The sequence below is a fragment of the Caballeronia sp. LZ003 genome (assembly GCF_031451465.1).
Lineage (GTDB): Bacteria > Pseudomonadota > Gammaproteobacteria > Burkholderiales > Burkholderiaceae > Caballeronia.
This window is the reverse complement of record NZ_JARUXJ010000243.1, coordinates 1-21,152: the sequence shown is the minus strand read 5'-3', so window position 1 is coordinate 21,152 and position 21,152 is coordinate 1. Positions and strand designations below refer to the sequence as shown.

20 protein-coding genes and 3 pseudogenes are annotated in these 21,152 nt (G+C 59.9%); 9 read left to right on the top strand and 14 right to left on the bottom strand.

All coding sequences use genetic code 11. The features are described 5' to 3' along the window. The 6 genes and pseudogenes from QCE79_RS37315 to QCE79_RS37300 all read right to left on the bottom strand — a co-directional run. Positions 1 to 231 (bottom strand): annotated as a pseudogene (locus QCE79_RS37315) (chemotaxis protein CheB); the annotation flags it as partial. A gap of 386 nt (positions 232 to 617) precedes the next feature. Beyond that, a complete protein-coding gene (locus QCE79_RS39675; RefSeq protein ID WP_404989506.1) occupies positions 618 to 749 on the bottom strand; it encodes a chemotaxis protein CheB in 132 nt (43 codons plus the stop codon). 322 nt (positions 750 to 1,071) lie between these two features. After that, positions 1,072 to 1,443: an ATP-binding protein gene (locus QCE79_RS39670; RefSeq protein ID WP_404989503.1), complete on the bottom strand. Its 372-nt coding sequence runs from the start codon at positions 1,441 to 1,443 to the stop codon at positions 1,072 to 1,074. A 269-nt stretch (positions 1,444 to 1,712) separates the two neighbouring features. Continuing rightward, positions 1,713 to 2,441: a YetF domain-containing protein gene (locus QCE79_RS37310; protein ID WP_309853610.1), complete on the bottom strand. Its 729-nt coding sequence runs from the start codon at positions 2,439 to 2,441 to the stop codon at positions 1,713 to 1,715. After that, on the bottom strand, positions 2,438 to 3,139 hold the full coding sequence (locus QCE79_RS37305) for a YetF domain-containing protein (RefSeq protein WP_309853606.1): 702 nt from the start codon (positions 3,137 to 3,139) through the stop codon (positions 2,438 to 2,440). Before QCE79_RS37305 ends, QCE79_RS37310 begins: the two co-directional genes overlap by 4 nt. Before the next feature lie 323 nt (positions 3,140 to 3,462). Next, positions 3,463 to 4,647 (bottom strand): hypothetical protein, encoded by a 1,185-nt coding sequence (locus tag QCE79_RS37300; protein WP_309853603.1) that lies wholly within the window; start codon positions 4,645 to 4,647, stop codon positions 3,463 to 3,465. A gap of 20 nt (positions 4,648 to 4,667) precedes the next feature. Here QCE79_RS37300 and QCE79_RS37295 point away from each other — a divergent pair, with 20 nt between their 5' ends. Continuing rightward, positions 4,668 to 4,835 (top strand): hypothetical protein, encoded by a 168-nt coding sequence (locus QCE79_RS37295; RefSeq protein ID WP_309853600.1) that lies wholly within the window; start codon positions 4,668 to 4,670, stop codon positions 4,833 to 4,835. Between the two features lie 78 nt (positions 4,836 to 4,913). Here QCE79_RS37295 and glf read toward each other — a convergent pair whose 3' ends face one another. Then, a complete protein-coding gene (gene glf / locus QCE79_RS37290; RefSeq protein WP_309853597.1) occupies positions 4,914 to 6,137 on the bottom strand; it encodes a UDP-galactopyranose mutase in 1,224 nt (407 codons plus the stop codon). Continuing rightward, a complete protein-coding gene (locus tag QCE79_RS37285) occupies positions 6,125 to 7,249 on the bottom strand; it encodes a glycosyltransferase family 1 protein (protein ID WP_309853594.1) in 1,125 nt (374 codons plus the stop codon). Before QCE79_RS37285 ends, glf begins: the two co-directional genes overlap by 13 nt. Before the next feature lie 415 nt (positions 7,250 to 7,664). Here QCE79_RS37285 and QCE79_RS37280 point away from each other — a divergent pair, with 415 nt between their 5' ends. Both QCE79_RS37280 and tnpC read left to right on the top strand, forming a co-directional pair. After that, positions 7,665 to 9,833, top strand: coding sequence for a family 1 glycosylhydrolase (locus QCE79_RS37280; RefSeq protein WP_309853591.1), 2,169 nt, complete (start codon positions 7,665 to 7,667; stop codon positions 9,831 to 9,833). Next, positions 9,799 to 11,244, top strand: a pseudogene (tnpC, locus tag QCE79_RS37275) (IS66 family transposase). The gene QCE79_RS37280 and the pseudogene tnpC overlap by 35 nt, the downstream one beginning before the upstream one ends. A gap of 512 nt (positions 11,245 to 11,756) precedes the next feature. Here the strand turns inward: tnpC and QCE79_RS37270 are convergent. Next, complete coding sequence (locus tag QCE79_RS37270; protein ID WP_309853589.1) at positions 11,757 to 11,981, bottom strand: hypothetical protein; 225 nt, start codon at positions 11,979 to 11,981, stop codon at positions 11,757 to 11,759. A 48-nt stretch (positions 11,982 to 12,029) separates the two neighbouring features. Beyond that, the gene (locus tag QCE79_RS37265; protein WP_309853586.1) at positions 12,030 to 12,473 is read right to left on the bottom strand and encodes a helix-turn-helix domain-containing protein; all 444 of its coding nucleotides are present in this window, start codon (positions 12,471 to 12,473) and stop codon (positions 12,030 to 12,032) included. A gap of 2,322 nt (positions 12,474 to 14,795) precedes the next feature. Here QCE79_RS37265 and QCE79_RS37260 point away from each other — a divergent pair. From QCE79_RS37260 to QCE79_RS37250, 3 genes are read left to right on the top strand one after another with little or no spacing between them, the layout of a single operon-like run. Continuing rightward, positions 14,796 to 17,192 (top strand): glucose/quinate/shikimate family membrane-bound PQQ-dependent dehydrogenase, encoded by a 2,397-nt coding sequence (locus tag QCE79_RS37260; protein ID WP_309853613.1) that lies wholly within the window; start codon positions 14,796 to 14,798, stop codon positions 17,190 to 17,192. 52 nt (positions 17,193 to 17,244) lie between these two features. Further along, a complete protein-coding gene (locus QCE79_RS37255; protein ID WP_309853583.1) occupies positions 17,245 to 17,835 on the top strand; it encodes a hemerythrin domain-containing protein in 591 nt (196 codons plus the stop codon). Continuing rightward, positions 17,832 to 17,996 carry a hypothetical protein gene (locus tag QCE79_RS37250; RefSeq protein WP_309853579.1) on the top strand — a complete coding sequence of 55 codons (165 nt, stop codon included), beginning with the start codon at positions 17,832 to 17,834 and terminating at the stop codon, positions 17,994 to 17,996. Before QCE79_RS37255 ends, QCE79_RS37250 begins: the two co-directional genes overlap by 4 nt. A 167-nt stretch (positions 17,997 to 18,163) precedes the next feature. Here the strand turns inward: QCE79_RS37250 and QCE79_RS37245 are convergent, their stop codons facing one another. After that, positions 18,164 to 19,036, bottom strand: coding sequence for an MBL fold metallo-hydrolase (locus QCE79_RS37245; protein ID WP_309853576.1), 873 nt, complete (start codon positions 19,034 to 19,036; stop codon positions 18,164 to 18,166). Positions 19,037 to 19,220: 184 nt separating this feature from the next. On the opposite strand from QCE79_RS37245, the gene QCE79_RS37240 reads away from it, so the two are divergent. The 3 genes and pseudogenes from QCE79_RS37240 to QCE79_RS39660 form a co-directional block, all read left to right on the top strand. Further along, positions 19,221 to 19,421, top strand: coding sequence for a hypothetical protein (locus tag QCE79_RS37240; RefSeq protein ID WP_309853573.1), 201 nt, complete (start codon positions 19,221 to 19,223; stop codon positions 19,419 to 19,421). Positions 19,422 to 19,456: 35 nt separating this feature from the next. Further along, entirely contained in the window at positions 19,457 to 19,741 is a 285-nt protein-coding gene (locus tag QCE79_RS39665; RefSeq protein ID WP_404989505.1) for a transposase, read from the top strand. After that, positions 19,719 to 19,892: pseudogene (locus QCE79_RS39660) on the top strand (transposase); the annotation flags it as partial. The gene QCE79_RS39665 and the pseudogene QCE79_RS39660, both read left to right, overlap by 23 nt. Before the next feature lie 132 nt (positions 19,893 to 20,024). Here QCE79_RS39660 and tnpA read toward each other — a convergent pair. From tnpA to QCE79_RS37230, 3 genes are all read right to left on the bottom strand, one after another. Beyond that, positions 20,025 to 20,315, bottom strand: coding sequence for an IS66 family insertion sequence element accessory protein TnpA (gene tnpA / locus QCE79_RS39655; RefSeq protein WP_404989504.1), 291 nt, complete (start codon positions 20,313 to 20,315; stop codon positions 20,025 to 20,027). Positions 20,316 to 20,529: 214 nt separating this feature from the next. Next, positions 20,530 to 20,784 (bottom strand): DUF378 domain-containing protein, encoded by a 255-nt coding sequence (locus QCE79_RS37235; RefSeq protein ID WP_309853570.1) that lies wholly within the window; start codon positions 20,782 to 20,784, stop codon positions 20,530 to 20,532. Positions 20,785 to 20,959: 175 nt separating this feature from the next. After that, positions 20,960 to 21,152, bottom strand: a 193-nt coding sequence (locus QCE79_RS37230; protein WP_309853568.1) for a DUF892 family protein, incomplete at its 5' end; no start/stop codon positions are given.

Below are 21,152 nucleotides of genomic sequence, written 5' to 3'. Positions count from 1 at the left end.
CTCATCTTCCAGCGCCACTGCGGAAAAAGCGTGACCGGTGTGACAGCGGTAGCGCAGCGGCATCCCGCTACCGATGCGCCATACCACGCCGCCGCAGTCTGGGCAGGTCAGCGAACTGCGCACGCCAATGGCATCGAGATCAGCCAGTTCGATATTCCCGGTCCGCATCATTCTGTCTTCCGACTTGGCCGCCAATGCGTCCGCTTGATTGTGTGCCTTTGGAGTAGTCATGATTGCCTCCAGTGCTTGACGGATGGCCGCGCCTAGCTCCGCAATGGGAGCCACGACGTCAGCGGTAGCGGATCGCAGCGCATTGATGGGCATGCTAGGCGAGCGGCAATCAGATGGATCCTGGACGATGGTGTACCCGCCGCAGGCGCGCACCGCCCGCATCCCTGCGGCCCCGTCGTCGAGATCACCGGTCAGAACAACCCCGATCACTCGATGGCCGTACGTGACAGCCGCTGAGCGAAACAAAGGATCCGCCGCTGGGCGGGTGAAGTTCTCTTTTGGTCCATTCGAAAGCAAAGTTCTGCCGTCCAAGAGCAACAAGTGACGGTCGGACGGCGCGATGTAAATTGTCGATGGTACAAAAGGCTCATTGTCTGCGGCATGTCTTACGGCAAATCGCACACGCTTTGTAAGATGGCTGGCAAAACACTCGGATAGGCACCGATATGCATCACCACGAACACCGAGGCGGGCAGATCCCTTGGCAGCGTACTGAACAACTGCTTGAGCGCTTCCAGCGCCGCCGGTGGATGTTGCTACTACTACAATATCTCGTCGTTGCATTTGTTCCTCGCTTGATGATAGCGCTGGGCGTGCTTGTCCTTGTCTTCCGCGCTGCTTAGGCAGCCGCCAAGCCAATATCGAGGCGTCGCCGCTACATCAAGGGCGCAGCCAGGCGTTTCTCGAATTCGATGTCGCCTTTCTATGTCTGTGTGCGACTGCCGATCCTGCGACGAGACTTCGAGGACGAGGCTGACAGGCAACGCAACGCCGAGACCGGATGGCGCGTGAGACCCGTTTTGGCATACTAGGCGGGAATGTCCAGTGTGAACACCGTATCTAATGATTGGACGTCACGTTCAGCGATCCTCCGTGTGCCAATGCAATCTGCGATGAAATGTATTGGCCGAGGCCCAACCCTCCTTGCGCTGGCCGTTTCGCATCGCGTTGAAACCGCTGAAAGTTTTTCCAACGCTGCGGGCGTAATCGTCGGCCCGGCCTCGGCCACCGACAGTCGCAAGCCCTTTGAGTCATTGGACGCGACAACGCGGATGGGCTGATCGCTTGCTCCATGCGATGCGAAATTGCATTGCCCAGCAAATTCGAAAACAGCTGACTCAGGCGAGCGTGATCGCCCTCGAACGGGAGCTCAATGTTCAGCTGCGTTTCGATCGTTCTCTCTGGCCATGCCAAACGGACTTCGGCGGTCACATGCAAAAGTTCCGGTTCGATAGATCGTTTCTCTGTCAACAGTACAAGGCCGCCGCCGAGGCGACCTCGCGCGATTCAAGGAGGTTATCGATCAGGTCACTCATTCGCTATATGCTCCCCGTCACCACTGTGTGGACGGATCCCTTGAAGCGGTCTGCCGGCCCTACCGCGCCGCCTTCTGCGGCCGACAGTTGGCTCGAACACCGCTTCGCCGTACGCACGATCACAAATTATTGCCGACGGTCTTGCAAGGGAAATTCCATAAGGCGTCACAGACCGTCCTGGCCTCGTCCGAACGTCTCAATGTTTGTAGCCGTCGTTCGCTCAACCGGCACCCTGACAGAGGATTCCCACCGCTTGAACTCGCATGCCTGGCAGGCCGTCGCCGGGCGCTCGTCGGACTGCACCGTGGACGCGCAGCCCCAGCACGAAAAGTAGCCCCGAGCGCCGATAGCACCGAGCAGCGACTCTTCCATATCAGGCCGCACCGCCAGCCCAGGACACTGCTCGGCCTTCCAGACGATGCTCATCGAACCGGAAGCCTCAAGATAGACGCGTCGCAGTTGCCCGAGATGCGCGACGTTCGCGGCTCGGAGCTCAGATTGAAGCATTTCCCGTGAAATCAGTCCGCGCTCCAGTTCTTTTAGCAAGATACGTCCGTCCTTCACGACAATCGAAACGTCGCCCTGCTCCAACACTTCGAACTTTCGCCACCGCAACCCGGCCTGCGCGCTGAGCCGTTGAAGGGCGACCACTGTCAGGAGCACGATGGCAGCCGGGAGCACGCCTTGCGACGACACCTGGATCGGCAGACCAACTGCGGCGCCGAGCATCAGAATCACGGCCAATTCGATCGTGCTTAACTGTGCCGCCATACGCTTGCCCATCATGCGCATCGCGACCAATAGCAACAAGTACATCACTATGGCCCGCGGGATGATCTCCACGAGGAACGCCCACGGGCCATCACCGATCAACAACCGCTCTATAAATCTCATCGACGCTCCACCTCAGTGACCGCGTAGGTCCATGCGAGCGCGCCACAATGGCTGCAGCTGAATTCTTCGGCTTGCGTCTCCCTTACCGTGTTGCCGCAATTCAGGCAAGCGCGGTAGCCGTCGACGCGCGCTTCGTTGCGTAGCTCCTCGTCTATTTCCGGCAGCACAGATAAGCCGGGCTTGGCCGGGCGTGCCGGTATAAAAGAAAACGATCCCGATGGCTCCATGTAGAGCCGACTGACCTGGCCCAGGTGTTGCCACCCCGCCAGGCGCATCACCTCGTAGATCTTTTCACGCGGCACTGCGGCCAGCTTAAGTTCGGCGGCTTCCAATCGCCCTTCGCGGACCAGCGGTGTGACGTCTGTCGCCACCATCGTCTCGACCTGCCGATAATTGATTCCTGCCTTCGCAATTAGTCGTTGCAGGCCAATTGCAACTAAGGCAATCACCAACGGCGGCAACATGCCCCGATTGGCCGCCTGCAGCGGCACGCCGATCGCCGCCGCTAGGGTCACCACTATGGAGATTTCAAAGAGGGTGTATTGGGCCGCGACGCGTCGACCAAGCAGCCGCATGGCAATGACGAGGAGCACATACGTGACGCCCGTCCGCAGCAGCACCTCGAGCAGGAAATTCCATGAGGCGTTGCCGAAAAGAAAGCGATGCCAGTCGGTAAGACTGAACGGACGGGACGCCATGGATGCACCTGAGCCTGAGATGACCGAAGCGCAAGCGCATTGCGCGTGCCCGGCAGACGCAAACCGAATGGGCCCAGCGTACTGCACGTCACAGACCCTGGGCTTACACCGGTCGCCGCTGCGACGGCTCCGCTCGCATCGTCAAGGATAGTGACCGCACGACTCACCCGAGCACCCTAGTCGTGCGACTCTACCGCAGCACACATGTAGCGGTGCCGCCGGCGCTCCGTCCCTGCAAACATCTCCTGCGGCGACGCACGTGCCGCAAACGGGTGATTTGCTGGCGCTCAGCCGTGGTCAACCCCTCCTAACGCACGCCGGCGTCATCCACCTGCGCCACCCAGTTGATTATCCGCCCCGGCGGTCCGGCCGCGCGTGGCGGCGCCGAACCAACTCTGCCCGACGCGATGTTCGGCGATGGCGCCGAGCGCGAGCACGGTTGAGCCGAGTTCGAGCAGATGCGCCGGAGACATCGCGTTCGACAGCCACCAGAACGCGAGCAGCGAGCCCATGCGCATGACGAGCATCACGAGATCTCGCGCGACGATGCGGTCCACGAGCTGGCCGCGTATGTCCAGCGCGCGCTGATTGAGCACATGCTCGCTCGCGTTGAGGAACGGACCCGCAGCCGCGCGAAGGATCGAATGCGCGACGAACAAGGCCGGAAGCAACGCGCTGAAGCCGAGCAGGACGAACGAAATGGCGACGGCGAGGCACGACCACCCGAGCCAGCCCGCGCGGTTATGCACGCCGCGGCTCTTGCGCGTCATGTAGAGCGCGACTGCGCCCGCGAGTCCCGCGACGGTGGACACCCAGCCGAGGTCGCTCGCCGAACCGAGCGACATTGCCGCGCCAACCGACCCGACCGCGCCGCCGACGCCGAGCAGTCCCGACTCGACGAAAAAGAGCGGCAAACACGCACGGAATTCCGGTTGCGCGATTACGCCGAGCGGATTCGTCGCGGGGACCATCGGCGCTTCGGAGACATGGCGCCCGAGCGCAAGGCCCGCGACCACGCACACGACGCCATACCCCGCGTACAGCACGTGACTGCTGTTGTCCGTCTTCGTGAGGCAGAGCGTGGCGACGAGCGTCGCGATGATGCCGCCCGCAACGGCGAGCGCGCCGGAGCGCGAGGCATAGCTATCGCGTTCGGAGTCGGTCAGCACGCTCATTTCGAGCCAGTAGCGGGCGCTCCACGTCAGTCCGAGGAAGAAGCCGTAGACGGCCGCCATCACCGGAACGGAGTCGCCGCCGCAGAGAAGCAGCGCGCCGGGCACGAGAAAGCTGAGGCGCATCAGCCGCCGCCCGGTGAGTCCGAGGCGCGGGCCGAGCAAATAGACGAAGAGTGCTGCGCCGCTCGCGTCGCACAGCATGTAGGCGGTAAAGCGAAACATGGCGTCAGTCTCATCGACACCGACGACGAAATAGCCGATAAAACCGGCCAGCGTCCCGATTGCTCCCTGCAGGGAAACAAAGAGGAGCATTTCCTGCTCGTGCTTCGACATGGTCTTGCGTTGAATGATCGATGTCCGGCACCGCGCATTGCAGTGTCGGACTGGCACCGGGCCAGACAGTGATGCTCGGTGCATCGTCGCTGTTCGAGGCGACGATTCGATCGTCCTCGGTAAGGAATGCCGATTTCACTTCCATCGCGATGGCCATACCCGGAAATTCCATCGCGGCGAAAGTGTAGTGTTATTCGGCGCTTACCTGCAAGACAAAACCACCCTAAAAACCACGGTAAAACATACCTTTCTAATGCGTGAAAGAATCAGACGGCAGCGATCTCGGCGCGAGTCCGGAATCCTTCCGCCGTGGCGATGCGCTCGACGAGGCTCAACGCCTGAGCCACCACCTGATCCATGTTGTAGTAGCGGTAGCTTCCGAGCCGGCCCGCGAAGATGACCTCCGGATGCGCCTCCGCCAGCGCCTCATAGCGTTTGAACAACTCAGCGTTCGCTGGCTGCGGAATCGGATAATAAGGGTCGCCTTCCGCGCTCGGATACTCGTACGTTATGCTCGTTTTCGCGTGTTGCTGGCCCGTCAGATACTTGTACTCGGTGATGCGCGTGAAGGGCACGTTCTCGGCCGGATAATTCACCACGGCAAGCGACTGAAAGTGCTCCTGGTCGACGGTTTTGTGCCGGAACGCGAGCGATCGATAAGGCAGTTTCCCGAGACAGTGATCGAAGTACTCGTCGATGGGTCCCGTATAGACGAGCCTGCGATACGTCACCTCTTCGCGGACCTCCCGATAGTCTGTATTGAGCATGACCTTGATATTCGGATGCGCCAGCATCTTCTGGAACATGCGTGTATATCCTTCAAGCGGCATGCACTGATACTCGTCGTTGAAGTAGCCGTCATCGGCCGTCGTGCGCACCGGCACGCGCGAAGTCACCGACCGGTCCAGTTCCGACGGGTCCATGCCCCACTGCTTGCGGGTGTATCCACGGAAGAACTTCTCGTACAGTTCGCGGCCGATCTTGCTCACCACCACATCTTCAGATGTCCTGATTTCTTCGAGCGGCTCGGCGCGCGCCGCGAGAAACGCCTCCGCATGCTGCGGCGAAAGGTCGATTGAATAGAGGCGATTAAGCGTGGTCAGATTGATTGGCACGGGCACCAGCATGCCGTCCACGGACGCGAGCACGCGATGCCGGTACGGTCGCCATGCCGTGAATTTCGATAGATAATCCAGTACGCGCCGCGCGTTCGTGTGAAAGATATGCGGCCCGTAACGATGAATCAGAATGCCGTCCGCGTTGTACTCGTCGTAGGCATTGCCTGCAATATGCGGGCGCCGGTCGATGAGAAGAACTCGCTGGCCGTACTCGCTCGCGAGTCTCTCGGCCATCACGCTGCCCGCGAAGCCCGCGCCGACGATCAGATAATCGAAGCCTTTGCGATGCTGTGGGCGCGCATCGGGCTGCGACGGATGACCGCTCGAGCCGGAACTGGAAGATCCATTTGCTGTCGTTTCTATGATGCGCATTTCTTCACCTCGGCAAGCATTGCGGCGCACGTGTTGTCCCACGAAGTTCCGGCCAGCACCGCTTCGACGCGGCCGATGAATGCGGCGCGGTCCTGTGCTGCCTCCAGCGCCTTTTTGATGGCTCGCTCGAAGCCGCTTGCATCGTCGGCGATGCGGACCACGCCGCTCTCGCCATAGCGCGACACCACATCGACAATGGGCGTCGATACCACGGGGCGGCCGGCCGCGAGATATTCCGGCGTCTTCGTCGGGCTGATATAGCGCGTGGCCTCGTTGATCGCAAAAGGCATCAGCGCGACGTCCCAGCCGGCGAGATAGCGCGGCAGATCGTCGTAGGACTTCTGGCCGAGATAGTGGATGTTCGGAGCTTGCGGCAGATCAGCGGGCCGAATCTTCGCCACGGGACCGAGCATGACGAACTGCCAGTCCGGCCTCGCGGCGGCGAGCGCGCCGATCAGCGCGGCGTCGAAGCGCTCGTCGAGCACGCCGTAAAAGCCGAGTCGCGGGCGAGGTATCGATGTTTGGTCCGCAGGCTCGGTCAGCGGCGCGCGCGCCTTCTCGAAGTGCGCGACATCGACACTGCTCGGAAACGCATGCACGTTATGGTGAAACCGCCGCTTCGACTCATAGAGACTCTGGCCGCCCGTGAAGACGACATCCGCCTTGCGCATGAGCCGCGTTTCGCGCTCCGTGAGTTGCGGCGGCGCGTTCTTGAACGCCGAGAGCTCGTCCATGCAGTCATACACGATAAGCCTCGCGTCGAGATGATCGGTAAAAGCGAGCGTCATCGGCGAGTAATACCAGAGACCGAGTTCCCATGTGCCCGTGTCCGCCAGATACGCGTCGAGCAGCGCGCGTTGCGCGCGCTCGTTCTCTTCCTGCGTGAATCCGGACGGAAGGCATGGCGTCAGCACGCGAATGCCTTCGTCAGCGGTCCGAACGTCGAGGGACGGCGCGGCGGTATCTGTTCGTCGAGGCTCTTCGAAGAAGAGCACTTCCGCCTGCTTCGCGATGCGCGACAGCAAGTGCTGCGGTCGCTGATACACGAAGTTCCAGCGCAGGTGCGAGAGGCATAGGAACGTCCGCGGCAGGCCCGATCGCGCGATGGACATGCGCGGGCGAGCGTGCGTCGACGGACTGTCTGCGGACCCGGCCGCGCTGGCGGCTGCGGGTTCTGATCGGGCTTGAGTCTCACGCAAGGGGGTGCCTCCGGAAGTCACTGCCGGACGGAAATCCGCCCGGACATTCACCCATTGCGTCGGTGAGATCCGAAGCTCGGCTGCTTTCGCCTCGCGTTGAAGCCCGGTGACGCTACGCATCGCACGCGGCGGCTCGCACGCAGAGTCCGGCAAGGCACTCATGCGCGTGTCGTCGCGCTTGCTGACAAATCTGCGAGATGAGCGGCAATCGTTGTTCCAGCGCGAGCGTGCGCGGGGCAAACACTGATCGCGCAGGGCGACGGCATACCGAGTGCTTGAATACGTCGGGGAATGCTCTCACCTCGTACTAATTTTCAGGATGCCGGACATGGATGATCGGCTGGTGCTGTGGGGAGGACTGGAATGCACGGTCAACCGGGTGCGGGATACCTTCTTCAGCCAGTTGGACCGTAACGGACATGCGACGCGGGAGGACGATCTGCAGCGCTTCGCGTCGCTGGGCATACGGGCGCTGCGCTATCCGGTGCTGTGGGAAAGAACGGCGCCGTCGAGTATCGACGAAGCCGACTGGTCATGGCTTGATGCGCGCTTGCCGACGCTTCGTGCATTGGGCGTGGAGCCGATAGCGGGCCTCCTGCATCATGGAAGCGGGCCGCTGCCCGGCGGACTGCTCGACCCGCACTTCGCCAGCAGGCTCGCGGAATTCGCACGAGCGGTCGCTGAGCGCTATCCGTGGCTTTCGTACTACACGCCGGTCAACGAGCCGAACACCACCGCGCGATTCAGCGGGCTGTACGGCGTGTGGCATCCGCACGGCACGAATGACCGGACATATCTCGAAGCGCTTATCAATCAGTGCAAGGCGACGGTGCATGCGATGCGAGAAGTGCGGAAGGTCAACCCGCGCGCGTTGCTCGTTCAGACCGACGATCTTGGCAAGACGCAAGGCACGCCGGCCATGACCGAGCTCGTCAACTTTTACAACGAACGCCGCTGGCTTTCGTGGGACCTGCTTTGCGGCAAGGTGACGCGCGAACATGCGCTGTGGCGATACATCATGGATGCGGGCGTCGAAGAAGAAGACGTGCTGTGGTTCGTCGACAATCCGTGCCCGCCGGATATCGTCGGCATCAACTACTACATAACGAGCGAGCGCTGGCTTGATCACCGGACGCATCAGTATCCGCAGGCGTACCGGTGCGAATGGTACGGCCAGCGTTTCGCGGACATCGAAGCGGCGCGCGCGCTCGCGCATCCCCCGCAGGGCATACGGACCGTGATCGACGAAGCGTGGCAGCGGTATCGCTTGCCGCTCGCAGTCACGGAAGCGCATATCGACTCGACGCGTCAGGACCAGTTACGCTGGCTGTACGAGATATGGACTGCCGCTAGCGAGGCACGCGCGCAAGGCGCCGACGTGCGCGCGGTGACGGTCTGGGCACTTCTCGGTTCGTACGATTGGAACTGCCTCGTCACCGAAGAGCGCGGCTATTACGAATCCGGCGCATTCGACGTGCGCGCGCACGCGCCGCGCGAAACGGCCGTCGCCGCGCTCATGCGCGACCTTGCCGCTGGTCGTCCGCACGAACATCCCGTCCTGCACGGTACGGGATGGTGGCGTCGGCCGGGGCGCTTTCTCTGCGAGCCAGTCGTGTTCGACGGATTCGGCGCCCTCGAAGAGTATGCAGCACCTGCGCGCTCGCGCGACGAGACGAACGCGGCCGCACCGATACTCGTCGTCGGCGACGGCGCGCTGGCGCAACTCTTCGCCACCCTCTGCGCCGAGCGCGACTTGCGATACGCCACCGTGTCAGCGGACGACTTGCTGGATAGCGATGCCATCGGCAAGTTCAAACCCTGGGCGGTCATTAACGCCATGGATCCGGTCGATGTCGAAGAAGCCGAGCGCGGTACAGCTGATCATCTTGGAACGATCAAGAAATCGGCAGCCGCGCTTGCCAAGGCGTGCGCCGCAGACGGCATCGAATATCTCGGGTTTTCGTGTGACCTCGTCTTCGACGGACGCGCAACGCACCCCTACGTCGAGACCGACGACGTGAGTCCAGTCAATCGCCTGGGCCGTTGCATGACGCAAACCGAGCGCGAAGTGCTGCGGTGCTTTCCGGAGGCGCTCGTTGTTCGAACCGGTCCTGTCTTCGGGCTGTGTACGCGCCCGAGCTTTTTGGACCGCGCCTTGCGCGCACTCGTCGACGACTGCGCCTATGTGGCCGCAAAGGATGTGACCGTCTCGCCGACGTATGCGCCGGACCTCGCGCACGCATGCCTCGATCTGCTGATCGATCGCGAATCTGGTGTCGTGCACCTGACCAACCGCGGCGCGCTCACCTGCTTCGAATTTGCGGTGCAAGCTGCACACATCGCGGGTCGGGATCCGAGACTCGTACAAGCGCGCACCATCGAGGCGATGAATCCCGCCGCGCCGCAGCCTCTCTATCGCGCGCTTACCAGTCGGAGGGCGGCCGTCCTGCCGACACTTGACGATGCGCTTCGCCGCTGCATTGAAACCGGGATTTAAACGCGTCCAACAGCCATTCACGCCCGATCAGGCCGATGCAAAACGGCAGACGAACCGCTTAACGTTCTTTGCTTTACATCAGATTGCACAACTCAATCGCGCACGCTTCGGCGCGAGCTCTGAGCGCCTGGCGGGTCAGGCCGAGCTGTTTGACGCCGCCATAGATATTCCCGTTCCTCCCGAGCCGGCGAAGGTTCAAGTCACAGGGCACAGCCGCGAGGGACGCCCCGCGCTGCCAAAGGACTTGCCACGCACGCGCATCGAATATGATCTGAGCGACGAACAGAAGGCCGCATTCGACGCGCTTGAGCGCATCGGCGAAGAGCGTAGTGAGACGCTGCATTACGAGCCGTCAAGGCTCACGGTCATCGAACATATCCGCTTCAAGTATGCAGCGAAGAAGGATGGCGAGTCGACCATCGTGACGGCGAGCGCTCAGCCCTCGCCGCTGCCCAAGAGTAACGCGAGCGCGAGTCGGCTCGCAAACATCCTGGTGAGCACCTACGTCGATCATCTGCCGTTGAATCGGCAAGAGACGCGCTATGCGCGCCGTGGTACTCACCTGCTGCGGGCCACGCTGTGCGAATGGAAGCTGGCCGCAGCAGAATTGCTCGCTGCGCTTCTGCCACCGCTGCGTGCGCACCAGTCGCAGGTGCCGCGCATGCACGTCGACGACACGACGCTGCCTTTACTTGAGAAGGGCCGCAAGACCACCCGCACTGCTCGATTATGGGGCTATCTGAGTGCGGGCCAACGCGAGGAGAATGGCGTCTGGGTAGATCACCCTCCGGCGGTCGTGTTCGAGTTCGCTGAATCGCGCGCGGGCTCGCATCCGCAGGGCTACCTAAAAACTTACTAGGGCTACTTGCAGGCCGACACATACAGCGGGCACGAGGCCCTTTATGAGACCGGCGACATCATCACGGTCGGTTGTTGGGCGCATTGCCGCCGTCGGTTCTTTGAAATCGCCAAGACCCAAAGCAAGCCGGGACTCGCGGCACAGGCGCTGCAATGGATCGCCCAGCTATACGCCATTGAGTCGCGAATCAACCACCAGACCCCTGACCGCAAATATGCGGCGCGGCAAGCGGAGACCTTGCCGGTATTAGCGCACTTCCGGCAATGGTTGGAACGCAACGTCATCGGTTTGCCGACTCAGGCCGCTGAGTTATATCGCCTCTATCTGACCATCGGCAAAATGCTAACGGCGAAGGCACGGTTTAAGGATGTTCAGTACGTTGCCCGGAGCGCTGTCGCCCACGCGTGGATATTTGCCAATAGCTGCTCGCTGTTCTTGGTTTCGTGTTTGATGCACCGCCGCCCACTTCGCAGAATCGGGTACGGCGTTAGAGTCAGGAAAGCGACGGCGGCATCCTTACATCGGGATCGGGGTTTTCCCGGCCCGTGTTAAAAGCATGCGCATTTAGCTGGCATTACTGGCGCGACGGCCAGCTTGAGAAGCACATTCATGCGATAAATTTAGCGATAGTCGCAACTACCATGATCGATTCCAGAACACCTTGCATTCCCTGATTGCAGATATTGAAGGAAACGATTCATACCGGCCCGCTTCGGTCAGTAGCGACGTGCCGTGAATTTGAGCGCTCGAGTCGGCAGGCTGCCGACCCGGGAGCAATTCGCCTCAAACGCCGATCTCGCAATTTAAGGAATCGGTCAACGACTTAAGTCTAGCATCTGCGGAGATCAGAGTCTCACCGCTGCAGGCACTTTCCATGGCTCAGTATCGATTGAGACGATGAATTGACGAAGTCGCGCGCCTCGCATCCCCATTTTTGGCATAAAAATCGCCGAAAATCACGCGATTGCGCGCGCACGTACCACTTTTACCAGTGCCTGGAGAATGCGACTTCGGGCAGCAATTGAGCAGTACGTACGGGAACCAAAATGCCCAAAAAGTTCGAATCACGTTGGTCCTATAGGTGGAAGCGGCATTTTTTCGCCGTCGAGAAAGGCCATCGCACAGCAAACTGAAAATTCATAGGCACCACTCTCACTCGCGAAAACACCTAGATCTTTTAATGACGTCCGGTGACCATCTTCTTCAAAAATTGACGCCGCAGCGATGAAAGTCGTTCCTCGACGGGTAACGACAGGTTCAAACACAAAATCACGATGAAAGATAACCATTGAAGCTCCTCGATAATCAGACAAAGAACGAGATAAAGCTTACTCACCTTAAGCACCGATTTCACAAACTCCATGCTTGGGGCCGACCGGTTTTGTTCTCAATTCGCACCGAGCCAAGCGTTCCGTAACTAACTGGTTGCGCCAATCTGCCGGAGCGAATCCAAGGCAGTAATCAGCGTCTCTTAGCGCATCGCGCAGGCGCATGATGGTCTGGCGCGACGTTTCGAATGTGCGCGCTACATCCGCAACGGTTGAGCCCATTGCAAGGCTCTCGAGTGCGCGTTGCCTTTGATCATGCGAAAGAGAGAGAGGACGCCCTTGAACGATGCCATCGTCTTTTTTGCCTTGACTTGTTTCTCGGCCGCGGTCCAGACGAGCCTTATGTTCCAAATCGTTCGCAAGTCGCAGCGCGTGAAGGAAACCATAATTTTGTGTTGCACACAAATCCTGTTTTCCGTATGCAAGACATATGACTTGGATGTCGCGATTCAAAAGTAACTCGAAGGTACTGATGACGCGGAAATGCTATTGCCGAAGCTCCACAGTTTCGCTGTAATCAAACAGTCGCCAAGCATCATTCGCCGCATAGCGCGTTGGAAGACTGGTCGGGAGGCAGCAGCGACGCTCACGGAACACCGTTCCCCGAATACGAGACTCATATCAACGAGGTATCCCGCCGTATCAATATCGATCAAGTCGCGCTCGAACTCTAAACCGCTTTCGTTGCGTTGAAGACAATACACAATCGAGGCCATTACTAACCCTCTAAAATTGACTAGGCTCGAACGAATCTATGCAACGAACCATATTATCGAACAGTTGGACAAAACGTTCGCGTACGTAACGCGTGCTTTTTGACCTTTGGCTTCGATATTTTGAACGGTCATGTTTTTTGACCTGCAACCCAGCCGGGATTGCAGACTCTTGACAGACGCACGATGCCTGCTCTGATTTCAAGGGCCGCGCTTATTATCTTGGATAAAGCGCCTGCATCGGCGCCGGCGAGTTTGGGACAGACTCGCTTTGCGGGACGATATGCTAAATCGGCGCGGTGCCTTCCTTAAATCGTTTCGATGTGAGGTTCCCTGCAGATCCAGGGGACCTGCGTCGGCCTGGACGACCATTTTTAGGGCAGCCCGATACAGTCGCACTGGTGGCTTTGTTCGCATCCGGCAAGGATGCGGACGCTTTAATGCCCCGCCCGGCTTTCTATTCGTTCACTGCCACAGCTCCGGATACGCGAGAAGAGCGGCGACGATCGCGGCCCCAGCCTCTCGGCATCATCCGTAGCACGAATCACTTTCAACGTGCCAGTAAAATCCGCTCGCCTGTGTGCCCCTGTCCGACGTATAAACGACGAAATCATCGTTTCGGGCGCCTGCGGATTGACAGTTTTGGCATGGTCGGAAACAGGATCAGCTTGGGTCGCTTACCTGTTGTGGTTGCCATTGCTATCGCTCGTCTGGGTGGGGTTATAACTTTGCCGCATTGGGTAAGCCCGACGGAATGTGCATCGAGAGGAACGACGCGACGCGCGTGCCTTGCGCAGCCCTTTCGCCTGTCAGGCGGGCCTCCGTTCTTTCGTACCCCATACGAATTGTACGTATTGCATCCCATAAGGACGAAAGGCGCACGCGATGTCGCCGCTTGACCAACAGAGATCGTCGGTTTGCCCTGCTCGCGCTTGCATGCTTCCGAACCTCTTCGCCGAGATCTAGCACTCCCTGCGTCCACGCCGTAGACGACACGGTGAATTCGAACGGCATCCGCACGCGACCTTGAAACGCCGCAGCGTACAACGGTATGCGTTCATGCCCTCGCCTGTATCGATCCTTCAGCTGTCGACGACTAGTTCAAATGACAAACCAAATGCCGCTGGTTTGCGCAGGAGCGAGACAGACAGGCCGTCCAGAATGATGGAATCGAACAGAGCCGCCATCGAATTATGAACTCGGGCACCGAGCAGTGAGCTTCCGTACGAGCTAGCAGGCGCGCACGATCCGGACGCGACAGCCGACGTCGTCAGCGCAAGTCCGATTGTCAAACCTGAGTGGTTTAGAACGCCGCCGGTCAACCCGCACGAGAGATCGCAACGCCCTCGCGCGGCGAGTATGTCCGTCAGCCGGAGCAGCAACGTGCGGCTGCGGGACCATTTGACGCCATACATTGTCAGATGACGTTCAAAGCCGGAAACGTCGAATGCATATCGGGATCGGCGGCTCGTGATCGGGTCAACGATGCCCGAATGGCAACGAGGAAACATCCGTCCGACGAACCGGCAAAAAGCTCAAAACAAGCTCGCACGTTGCAAGAAGCGTCCATGCTTCTCCAGTTGTAGGGATAGGAGCGGAACAGGATAAAAAAGAGCAGAGTCGGCATAACACCTCGATGAATTGCGAAGCGAAATGCACGCGCGATTCGACGGCTGTTGCACCGGCCAACGTGGATCGAAGCGGATCGCTTTCATGTCACGCGGCGAATACCCGCGAGTTGTACCTGGATCAATGATGTAAGCGACCTCCCCAGCATCCCACAACAATTTCGGTGGTCGGTAAGCCGGTTGCGAGGTGTCCGAGCGCGCCGGAGCGAGCAACGTCGACGGCGAGACGAACAGGGAGCGGGCAAGCACTGAGCGTCATGTCGTGGCGATGGCTTGGCCACAGACAGAGCATTCCGTGCTGCACGCGCCGCTGACGGCACAGCGACTGCTCTTCTCATCTGCGCGGGACATAACCTTCGCTGGCCAGAGTCATTTCCGAGAGTCTATCCATGAGCACCGATCAAGAAAGCGCTGCGCTCCGGCAGGCGGGAACAATGCATCCGTCATGGTCTGTCCATTTGACATGGGCATTCTTCGTGCTCGCAGGGCTTTATCTCGGCATCGGCGGCGCTTGGCTCGTCGTCGTCGGCGGCACGCCGTATTACGTCGTTGCCGGCGTGGTAATGCTAGTCGTCGCTTGGCTCATCAGGCGCAGAAGCGCGCTTGCATTGTGGCTCTATGCGCTGACGCTGATTGCCACGTTGATCTGGGCCGTCGTCGAAGCGGGCTTCGACTTCTGGGCGCTCGCGCCGCGTCTTGATGTGCTGGTGCTAGTCGGCATATGGCTGCTGTTGCCCTTCGTATTTCGTCGCTTCCGGTCACCGGCGCGGCAGGCCGGATTCGCGCTCGGCGGCTCCATCGTATTGGCGGGCGTTGCGCTGGTGTGGGCTGCCTTCAACGACCCGCAACAGATCGACGGTACCGTAAAGGCATCGGCCGCCGTGCCCGTGCGAGTGGACGCAGTGAATGCGTCGCGGGTGCATCGTCCCGGCGACTGGCTCGCTTATGGCAATACTCAAGGCGGAACGCGCTATTCGCCGTTGACGCAAATCGATCAGCACAACGCGCAGAACTTGCAGCAAGCATGGAGTTTTCGCACTGGAGACAGAAAAGGCCTCGACGATCCCCTCGAAATCACCGACGAGGTGACGCCCATCGCCGTTGATGGCGCGCTTTATCTTTGTACGCCGCATCAAAACGCCATCGCGCTCGACGGTGCAACCGGGAAGGAGCTGTGGCGCTTCGATCCGAAGCTCAAACCTGACCCCAGCTTCCAGCATGTCACCTGCCGCGGCGTGTCCTACTATGAGACGCCGGCTGGCACATCGGGACGGCGGCAAGGCAACACGAAGGGGCTCGCGATCTGTGCTCGGCGCATCGTCCTGCCAGTCAACGACGGGCGTCTGTTCGAACTCGACGCGGACACGGGCAAGCGCTGCCACGCCTTCGCCAGCGACGGCATGCTCGATCTGCAGCATTTGCAGCCGGTGAAGACGCCCGGACAGTACGAGCCGACCTCGCCGCCCATCGTCACATCCAAAGTGATCGTCGTCGCCGGCGCGGTCACGGACAACTACAGCAATCGCGAGCCGTCGGGTGTCATTCGGGGCTTCGACGTCGAGTCAGGCAGACTGCTGTGGGCATTCGATCCGGGCGCGCAAGAGCCGAACGCAATTCCAAGTGACCAGGCCAGCTATACATCGAATTCTCCGAACTCCTGGGCGCCGGCCGCTTATGATCCACAACTCGATCTCGTCTACCTGCCAATGGGCGTGACAACGCCTGACATCTGGGGCGGCAATCGTACTCGCGAGCAAGAGAAGTTTGCAAGCGGCCTGCTCGCACTCAATGCGACAACGGGAAAGCTCGCCTGGTTCTATCAGACAGTCCATCATGATCTGTGGGACATGGACCTGCCTGCTCAACCAACGATCGCGGACATTCGCGATGCCAACGGACAAGTTTTGCCTGTGATCTATGCCCCCGCCAAGACCGGCAATATCTTTGTGCTCGATCGCCGTACCGGAAGACCCATCGTGCCCGCGCCTGAACGTCCCGTGCCGCAGGGCGCCGCGAAGGGCGACCACGTCTCGCCCACGCAGCCGTTCTCCGATCTGACGTTCCGGCCCAAGCAAAATCTGACCGGTGCGGACATGTGGGGCGCAACGATGTTCGATCAGCTCGTTTGCCGGGTGATGTTTCATCGGCTGCGCTACGAAGGTATTTTTACGCCCCCCTCCGAGCAGGGCACGCTTGTGTTTCCTGGCAATCTCGGCATGTTCGAATGGGGTGGGCTCGCGGTTGACCCGGACCGCAAACTGGTCATCGCCAATCCTATCGCACTACCCTTCGTGTCCAAACTCGTGCCGCGCGGCCCGCATAACCCGGTATCGCCTCCGCAGGCCGGGCAGGCTGGAACCGGTACTGAGGTCGGGATTCAGCCGCAATATGGCGTGCCGTTTGGCGTGGAACTCAACCCGTTCCTCTCACCGATCAATCTGCCTTGCAAGCAGCCTGCGTGGGGCTATGTGGCCGCTCTAGATCTCAACACCAACAAGGTCATCTGGAAAAAGCGTATAGGCACCACGCGCGATGCATCGCCTATTCCGGTCCCGTTCAGGATGGGAATGCCGATGCTTGGCGGACCGGTGACGACCGCCGGCCACGTGTTCTTCATCGGCGCAACGGCAGACGACTATCTACGCGCGTTCAGCACCGACACCGGAGAGCAGCTCTGGCAAGCGCGACTGCCGGCGGGAGGTCAGGCGACGCCGATGACTTACGAAGCGAACGGCAGGCAGTATGTCGTCATCGCGGCGGGCGGTCACGGTTCCTTCCTGACCAAACTTGGCGATTATGTCATTGCCTACGCGCTACCGGACAAGCACTGACAGGTGCAATTTCTTCCACAACAGCGGCGCATCGCGCCCGACGGAGTCCAGAATGATCACGTCTTTTTCTCCTTCCATCACGACCATGATTCGCATGGACCACACGCACGTGATGGCGGCATTTCATCGCTATCACGTCGATACGCCCGCGTGGCGCAAGCAGGCCATCGTCGAACTCGCCTGCACCGCGCTTGGAATTCATGCGCAACTCGAGGAAGAGATTTTCTATCCGGCGCTTGCCGCGGCGATCGCCGGCGACGATGTTCTCGCGAAGAGCAAGCCCGAGCATGACGAGATGCGCGCGGACATCGCGAGACTGCGGTCGACGGATCCTGGCGACGCTGCCTACGATGCCGGCTTCATGAAACTCATGCGCGAGGTGATGCACCATGTGGCGGACGAGGAAACCGTACTGCTGCCGACTGCTGAACGCGCGCTCGGACCGAAACTCTCGCAACTCGGTCAACGCATGACGACCCGCAGAATGCAGCTTGTCGCTCGGAGCCAGCCAGCCGCAATCGCCGTGAATACGGCGGCAACGTTTCCGTTTGCGTCCGCAGCGATCGCCGCGCTGGGCGTCTTCGCGCTTGCTCGCCGTCTCCGTCCTAACATGCGCCGTTACAGGGTTGAACCGGATGCTTGATCATCCTTGCATCTACGGACGAGCGGGCGTTCTCCGCGAAAAAAAAGACCGCCCGTGGCAATGAAGCAAGCGACGAAGTGCTAGGCAAGCTGGACAATTTGACCGAGCAGGAGTTCGAAATGCCGGCGGAAGTGTCCGAGGCAGTTGGCCAGGAAGAATAGAACTGGTTTTCTCGTAGCGAGTTTTCATCACCGGAGAAAGCTCGATGGCCATTGCACGCGTGGCTCCGACGCCGGTCATTAGTTACCCCGCGTGCATCAGGTGCGCGTCGGCCGAAAAACGGTGTAACGCATCGAGTCTTCGATCGATGTCGACGCGGCTGGCGCACTCATCGTCCGATCCACGCTTCGGCGGGCACGCCCGGTGAACGGCCCGACAATCGTTCGAATTCGATTGGATCGTGACTGCAAAACACTTCAATGTCGCTGGCGGACGGATCGTTGCAAAGTGCACGCAAGCGCGCCTGATTGCGTCTCCTTGCAACGCCATCCTTGTCCATGAGCCATTGATAGAACGCAAGTCCCGGTGTGCAATGAGGCCGTTGAGCATTCATTTCTGTGTTGTAAAAGTAGGCGTCCGCCGCAAGCAACAGCCAGCGGTTGTCCGTTCGCACCGCAATCCCCGCATGCCCAAAGGTATGCCCGCGCAGCGGGATGAATGCAATGTCGTCGCCGAAATCTGCCAGCGGCAACACGCGTTCGAAGCCGTACCATGCATCGCCACCATTTTGCCCGTGAACCGTCCAGTTATGTTGCGTGGACCATTGCTGTGGACGAAAGCGCTGACGGTCTAGCCAGGTTTTCTGACGGGCTGCGTAATCGCGTTCGGTTTGCAACATATGCACCGCTGCATTCGGGAAATCGTCGAGTCCGCCGGCATGGTCGAAATCAAGGTGGCTAAGAAGGATGTGACGCACGTCGGATGCACCGAAGCCCAAGTTTTCAATTTGCCGTACCGCCGTCATTTCAACCCGAAAGTCGGGCTTGAGCATTGCCAGGAAAAAGGTGCTCAGACGGCTTTGCGGATTCGCAACGTCGCGGAGGCCGAAGCCCGTGTCGATCAGGACGAGTCCATGATCCGATTCAACCAGCAGACAATGACACGTCAGCTCGCCGCGCCGAAGCAGGCCCGGCGTCTGGCCGTCGAATAGCTTGCCGCCAAGCGGACAGCTCGACACGCAATTGAGGTGATGGACACGCATGGCGCACTCTCCGTCTGGCAAACTCGCAATACCGCAATCGATGCGCCTCGTCTGCTACCGCGGTCTCTTTGATACCCGCTGATGAGCGATGACCCTGCAAGGACCTGCAGATTGAACGGCAGAGGGCGACGGATGACTTCGCTGTCGGCCCAAAAGAAAGGCTGTTGCAGACGTCTACGCAACAATGATTTTTTATCGTCGAGAGCACGTCGGAGCTCGAAACTTGACGCCGGAACAGAACGAAGCGATAGGCCTTGCGCTCGCCATGAAGGAACTTTTACGATGCCAACCAAAGAAGCAAACATGTCGGACGATGAGAGAGCCTTGGTATCGGTTGACGCGCAGGCCCGCGGTGGCCGCGTTGAAATCTAGTCACGAGACGTAGCGCGGAAAACACATCGTCAGCCCGGATTCGTCGTTCTGGTTGGGACCGCATGCTCACGTGGTCACCAAGCGCCGCGCATGCACGTCGACGACACGACGCTGCCTTTACTTGAGAAGGGCCGCAAGACCACCCGCACCGCTCGATTATGGGGCTATCTGGGTGCGGGCCGACGCGAGGAGAATGGCGTCTGGGGAGATCACCCTCCGGCGGTCGTGTTCGAGTTCGCTGAATCGCGCGGGCTCGCATCCCCAGGGTTACCTGAAAACTTACTAGGGCTACTTGTAGGCCGACGCATACAGCGGGCACGAGGCCCTTTATGAGACCGGCGACATCATCGCGGTCGGTTGTTGGGCGCATTGCCGCCGTCGGTTCTTTGAAATCGCCAAGACCCAAAGCAGGCCGGGACTTGCGGCACAGGCGCTGCAATGGTCGCCCAGCTACCCTATTACGTGCGATGCGGACAGGCGGTGAACCTCGTCGCCGTAGCGGAGACGGAAAACTGGGTCGATGGAACGCCAAGAGCAGCCGCGAAGAACTGCTTGGCACTTTCACCGGCTCGCATCCGAATCTTCAGCGTTTGTTCGAACGCGCGGACAACGTGAATCACGAACTGGAAACATTGAACGGCAGGCTACATGGCCTTACCGCGGCCATCAGCGTGCGCGATAACGTCACGCGAACACGCGTCGATAACGATGGCGTATCGGCGGAAGCAGATGATGGTGTCGCCGCAGGCTCACCTTCGAGGCGAGCCATGACGAACGCGGCGTCGGCCGTCACGGCCAGCGGACTCGTTGCAGACGTCTGGCCCGTAAGCTTCTTGCGCCACAATCCAAAAGTGCTGACGGCAAGACCTTGTTCGCGACAGAAGCGCCGAGTGCCAACGCCGCTCATCTTCCATGCGGCGACCATCTCGCCAGAATGCTTCGCCTTGGCGAGGGCGCCGAGCCCCCGTTCGCATGACAGCTCGCCCCATCACGTCGTAGTCCATCGCATCACTCCCGCCATTACGATGGCGAAACCTTCGCATCATGCACCCCGACACTCAAGACGGGATGCGCTGACAGATACGTAGAGAGTGGCAGCTGGGGCGCGCACTGAAGCTCGCTCAGTGATTAGCGAGAGCATGGCTACGGTTCGGGACAAATGCTCGAATGAGTAAGTACACCCCGGCCAGACTCACCAAGATATAAACGATCCGTGCGCCGGCAGACCCGGCACCAAAAATAGCGGCGACCAGATCGAAGTGCGCTAGCCCAACTAATCCCCAATTTATCGCTCCAATGACCGCCAGAGCTCCGGTAATCCAATCAACCGGGTTGCGACGGACGACTACCGTTCCGTTCGATGTCACTGTTGGCATAATTTGCTCCTCAAACTTTCACGGATATGAAGCCAATGACGCGCATGGTCTCGTCTTTGGCTGGGGGTGGCGACGGTTAGTTTGTTTAACAGAGTCAACCAGCACCCTCTGTACTTGGACATCGTTGGCTGCCCATCGCGGCAGCTGCCCTGCAAGGACCACTAGCCTCAACGATTCACTTGCCGACTTCTTCTTCGGAAAGCTCTTGCTCTGCAAGCAGCGTTAACTTCTGGTCCGTCGCCTTTTCTTCTTCCAACGTTTCAAGAAGAAGCTTCATGCCATCGTTGTAGCCAAGCTTCTTGGCGAGCGCGGCAAGCGTTCCGTAGGTCGCAATTTCGTAGTGTTCGACTTTTTGCGCAGCGGCAATG

What these genes read in the sequence shown, in the direction of transcription:
- QCE79_RS37255 (WP_309853583.1), top strand. Translation starts at nt 17,245, where the DNA reads ATGATCACGTCTTTTTCTCCTTCCATCACGACCATGATTCGCATGGAC.
- QCE79_RS37285 (WP_309853594.1), bottom strand. Translation starts at nt 7,249, where the DNA reads ATGTCCATCGCGCGATCGGGCCTGCCGCGGACGTTCCTATGCCTCTCG.
- QCE79_RS37270 (WP_309853589.1), bottom strand. Translation starts at nt 11,981, where the DNA reads ATGGTTATCTTTCATCGTGATTTTGTGTTTGAACCTGTCGTTACCCGT.
- QCE79_RS37305 (WP_309853606.1), bottom strand. Translation starts at nt 3,139, where the DNA reads ATGGCGTCCCGTCCGTTCAGTCTTACCGACTGGCATCGCTTTCTTTTC.
- QCE79_RS37310 (WP_309853610.1), bottom strand. Translation starts at nt 2,441, where the DNA reads ATGAGATTTATAGAGCGGTTGTTGATCGGTGATGGCCCGTGGGCGTTC.
- QCE79_RS37260 (WP_309853613.1), top strand. Translation starts at nt 14,796, where the DNA reads ATGCATCCGTCATGGTCTGTCCATTTGACATGGGCATTCTTCGTGCTC.
- QCE79_RS37240 (WP_309853573.1), top strand. Translation starts at nt 19,221, where the DNA reads ATGATTTTTTATCGTCGAGAGCACGTCGGAGCTCGAAACTTGACGCCG.
- tnpA (WP_404989504.1), bottom strand. Translation starts at nt 20,315, where the DNA reads ATGAGCGGCGTTGGCACTCGGCGCTTCTGTCGCGAACAAGGTCTTGCC.
- QCE79_RS37300 (WP_309853603.1), bottom strand. Translation starts at nt 4,647, where the DNA reads ATGTCGAAGCACGAGCAGGAAATGCTCCTCTTTGTTTCCCTGCAGGGA.
- QCE79_RS37280 (WP_309853591.1), top strand. Translation starts at nt 7,665, where the DNA reads ATGGATGATCGGCTGGTGCTGTGGGGAGGACTGGAATGCACGGTCAAC.
- QCE79_RS37245 (WP_309853576.1), bottom strand. Translation starts at nt 19,036, where the DNA reads ATGCGTGTCCATCACCTCAATTGCGTGTCGAGCTGTCCGCTTGGCGGC.
- glf (WP_309853597.1), bottom strand. Translation starts at nt 6,137, where the DNA reads ATGCGCATCATAGAAACGACAGCAAATGGATCTTCCAGTTCCGGCTCG.
- QCE79_RS37235 (WP_309853570.1), bottom strand. Translation starts at nt 20,784, where the DNA reads ATGCCAACAGTGACATCGAACGGAACGGTAGTCGTCCGTCGCAACCCG.
- QCE79_RS37295 (WP_309853600.1), top strand. Translation starts at nt 4,668, where the DNA reads ATGTCCGGCACCGCGCATTGCAGTGTCGGACTGGCACCGGGCCAGACA.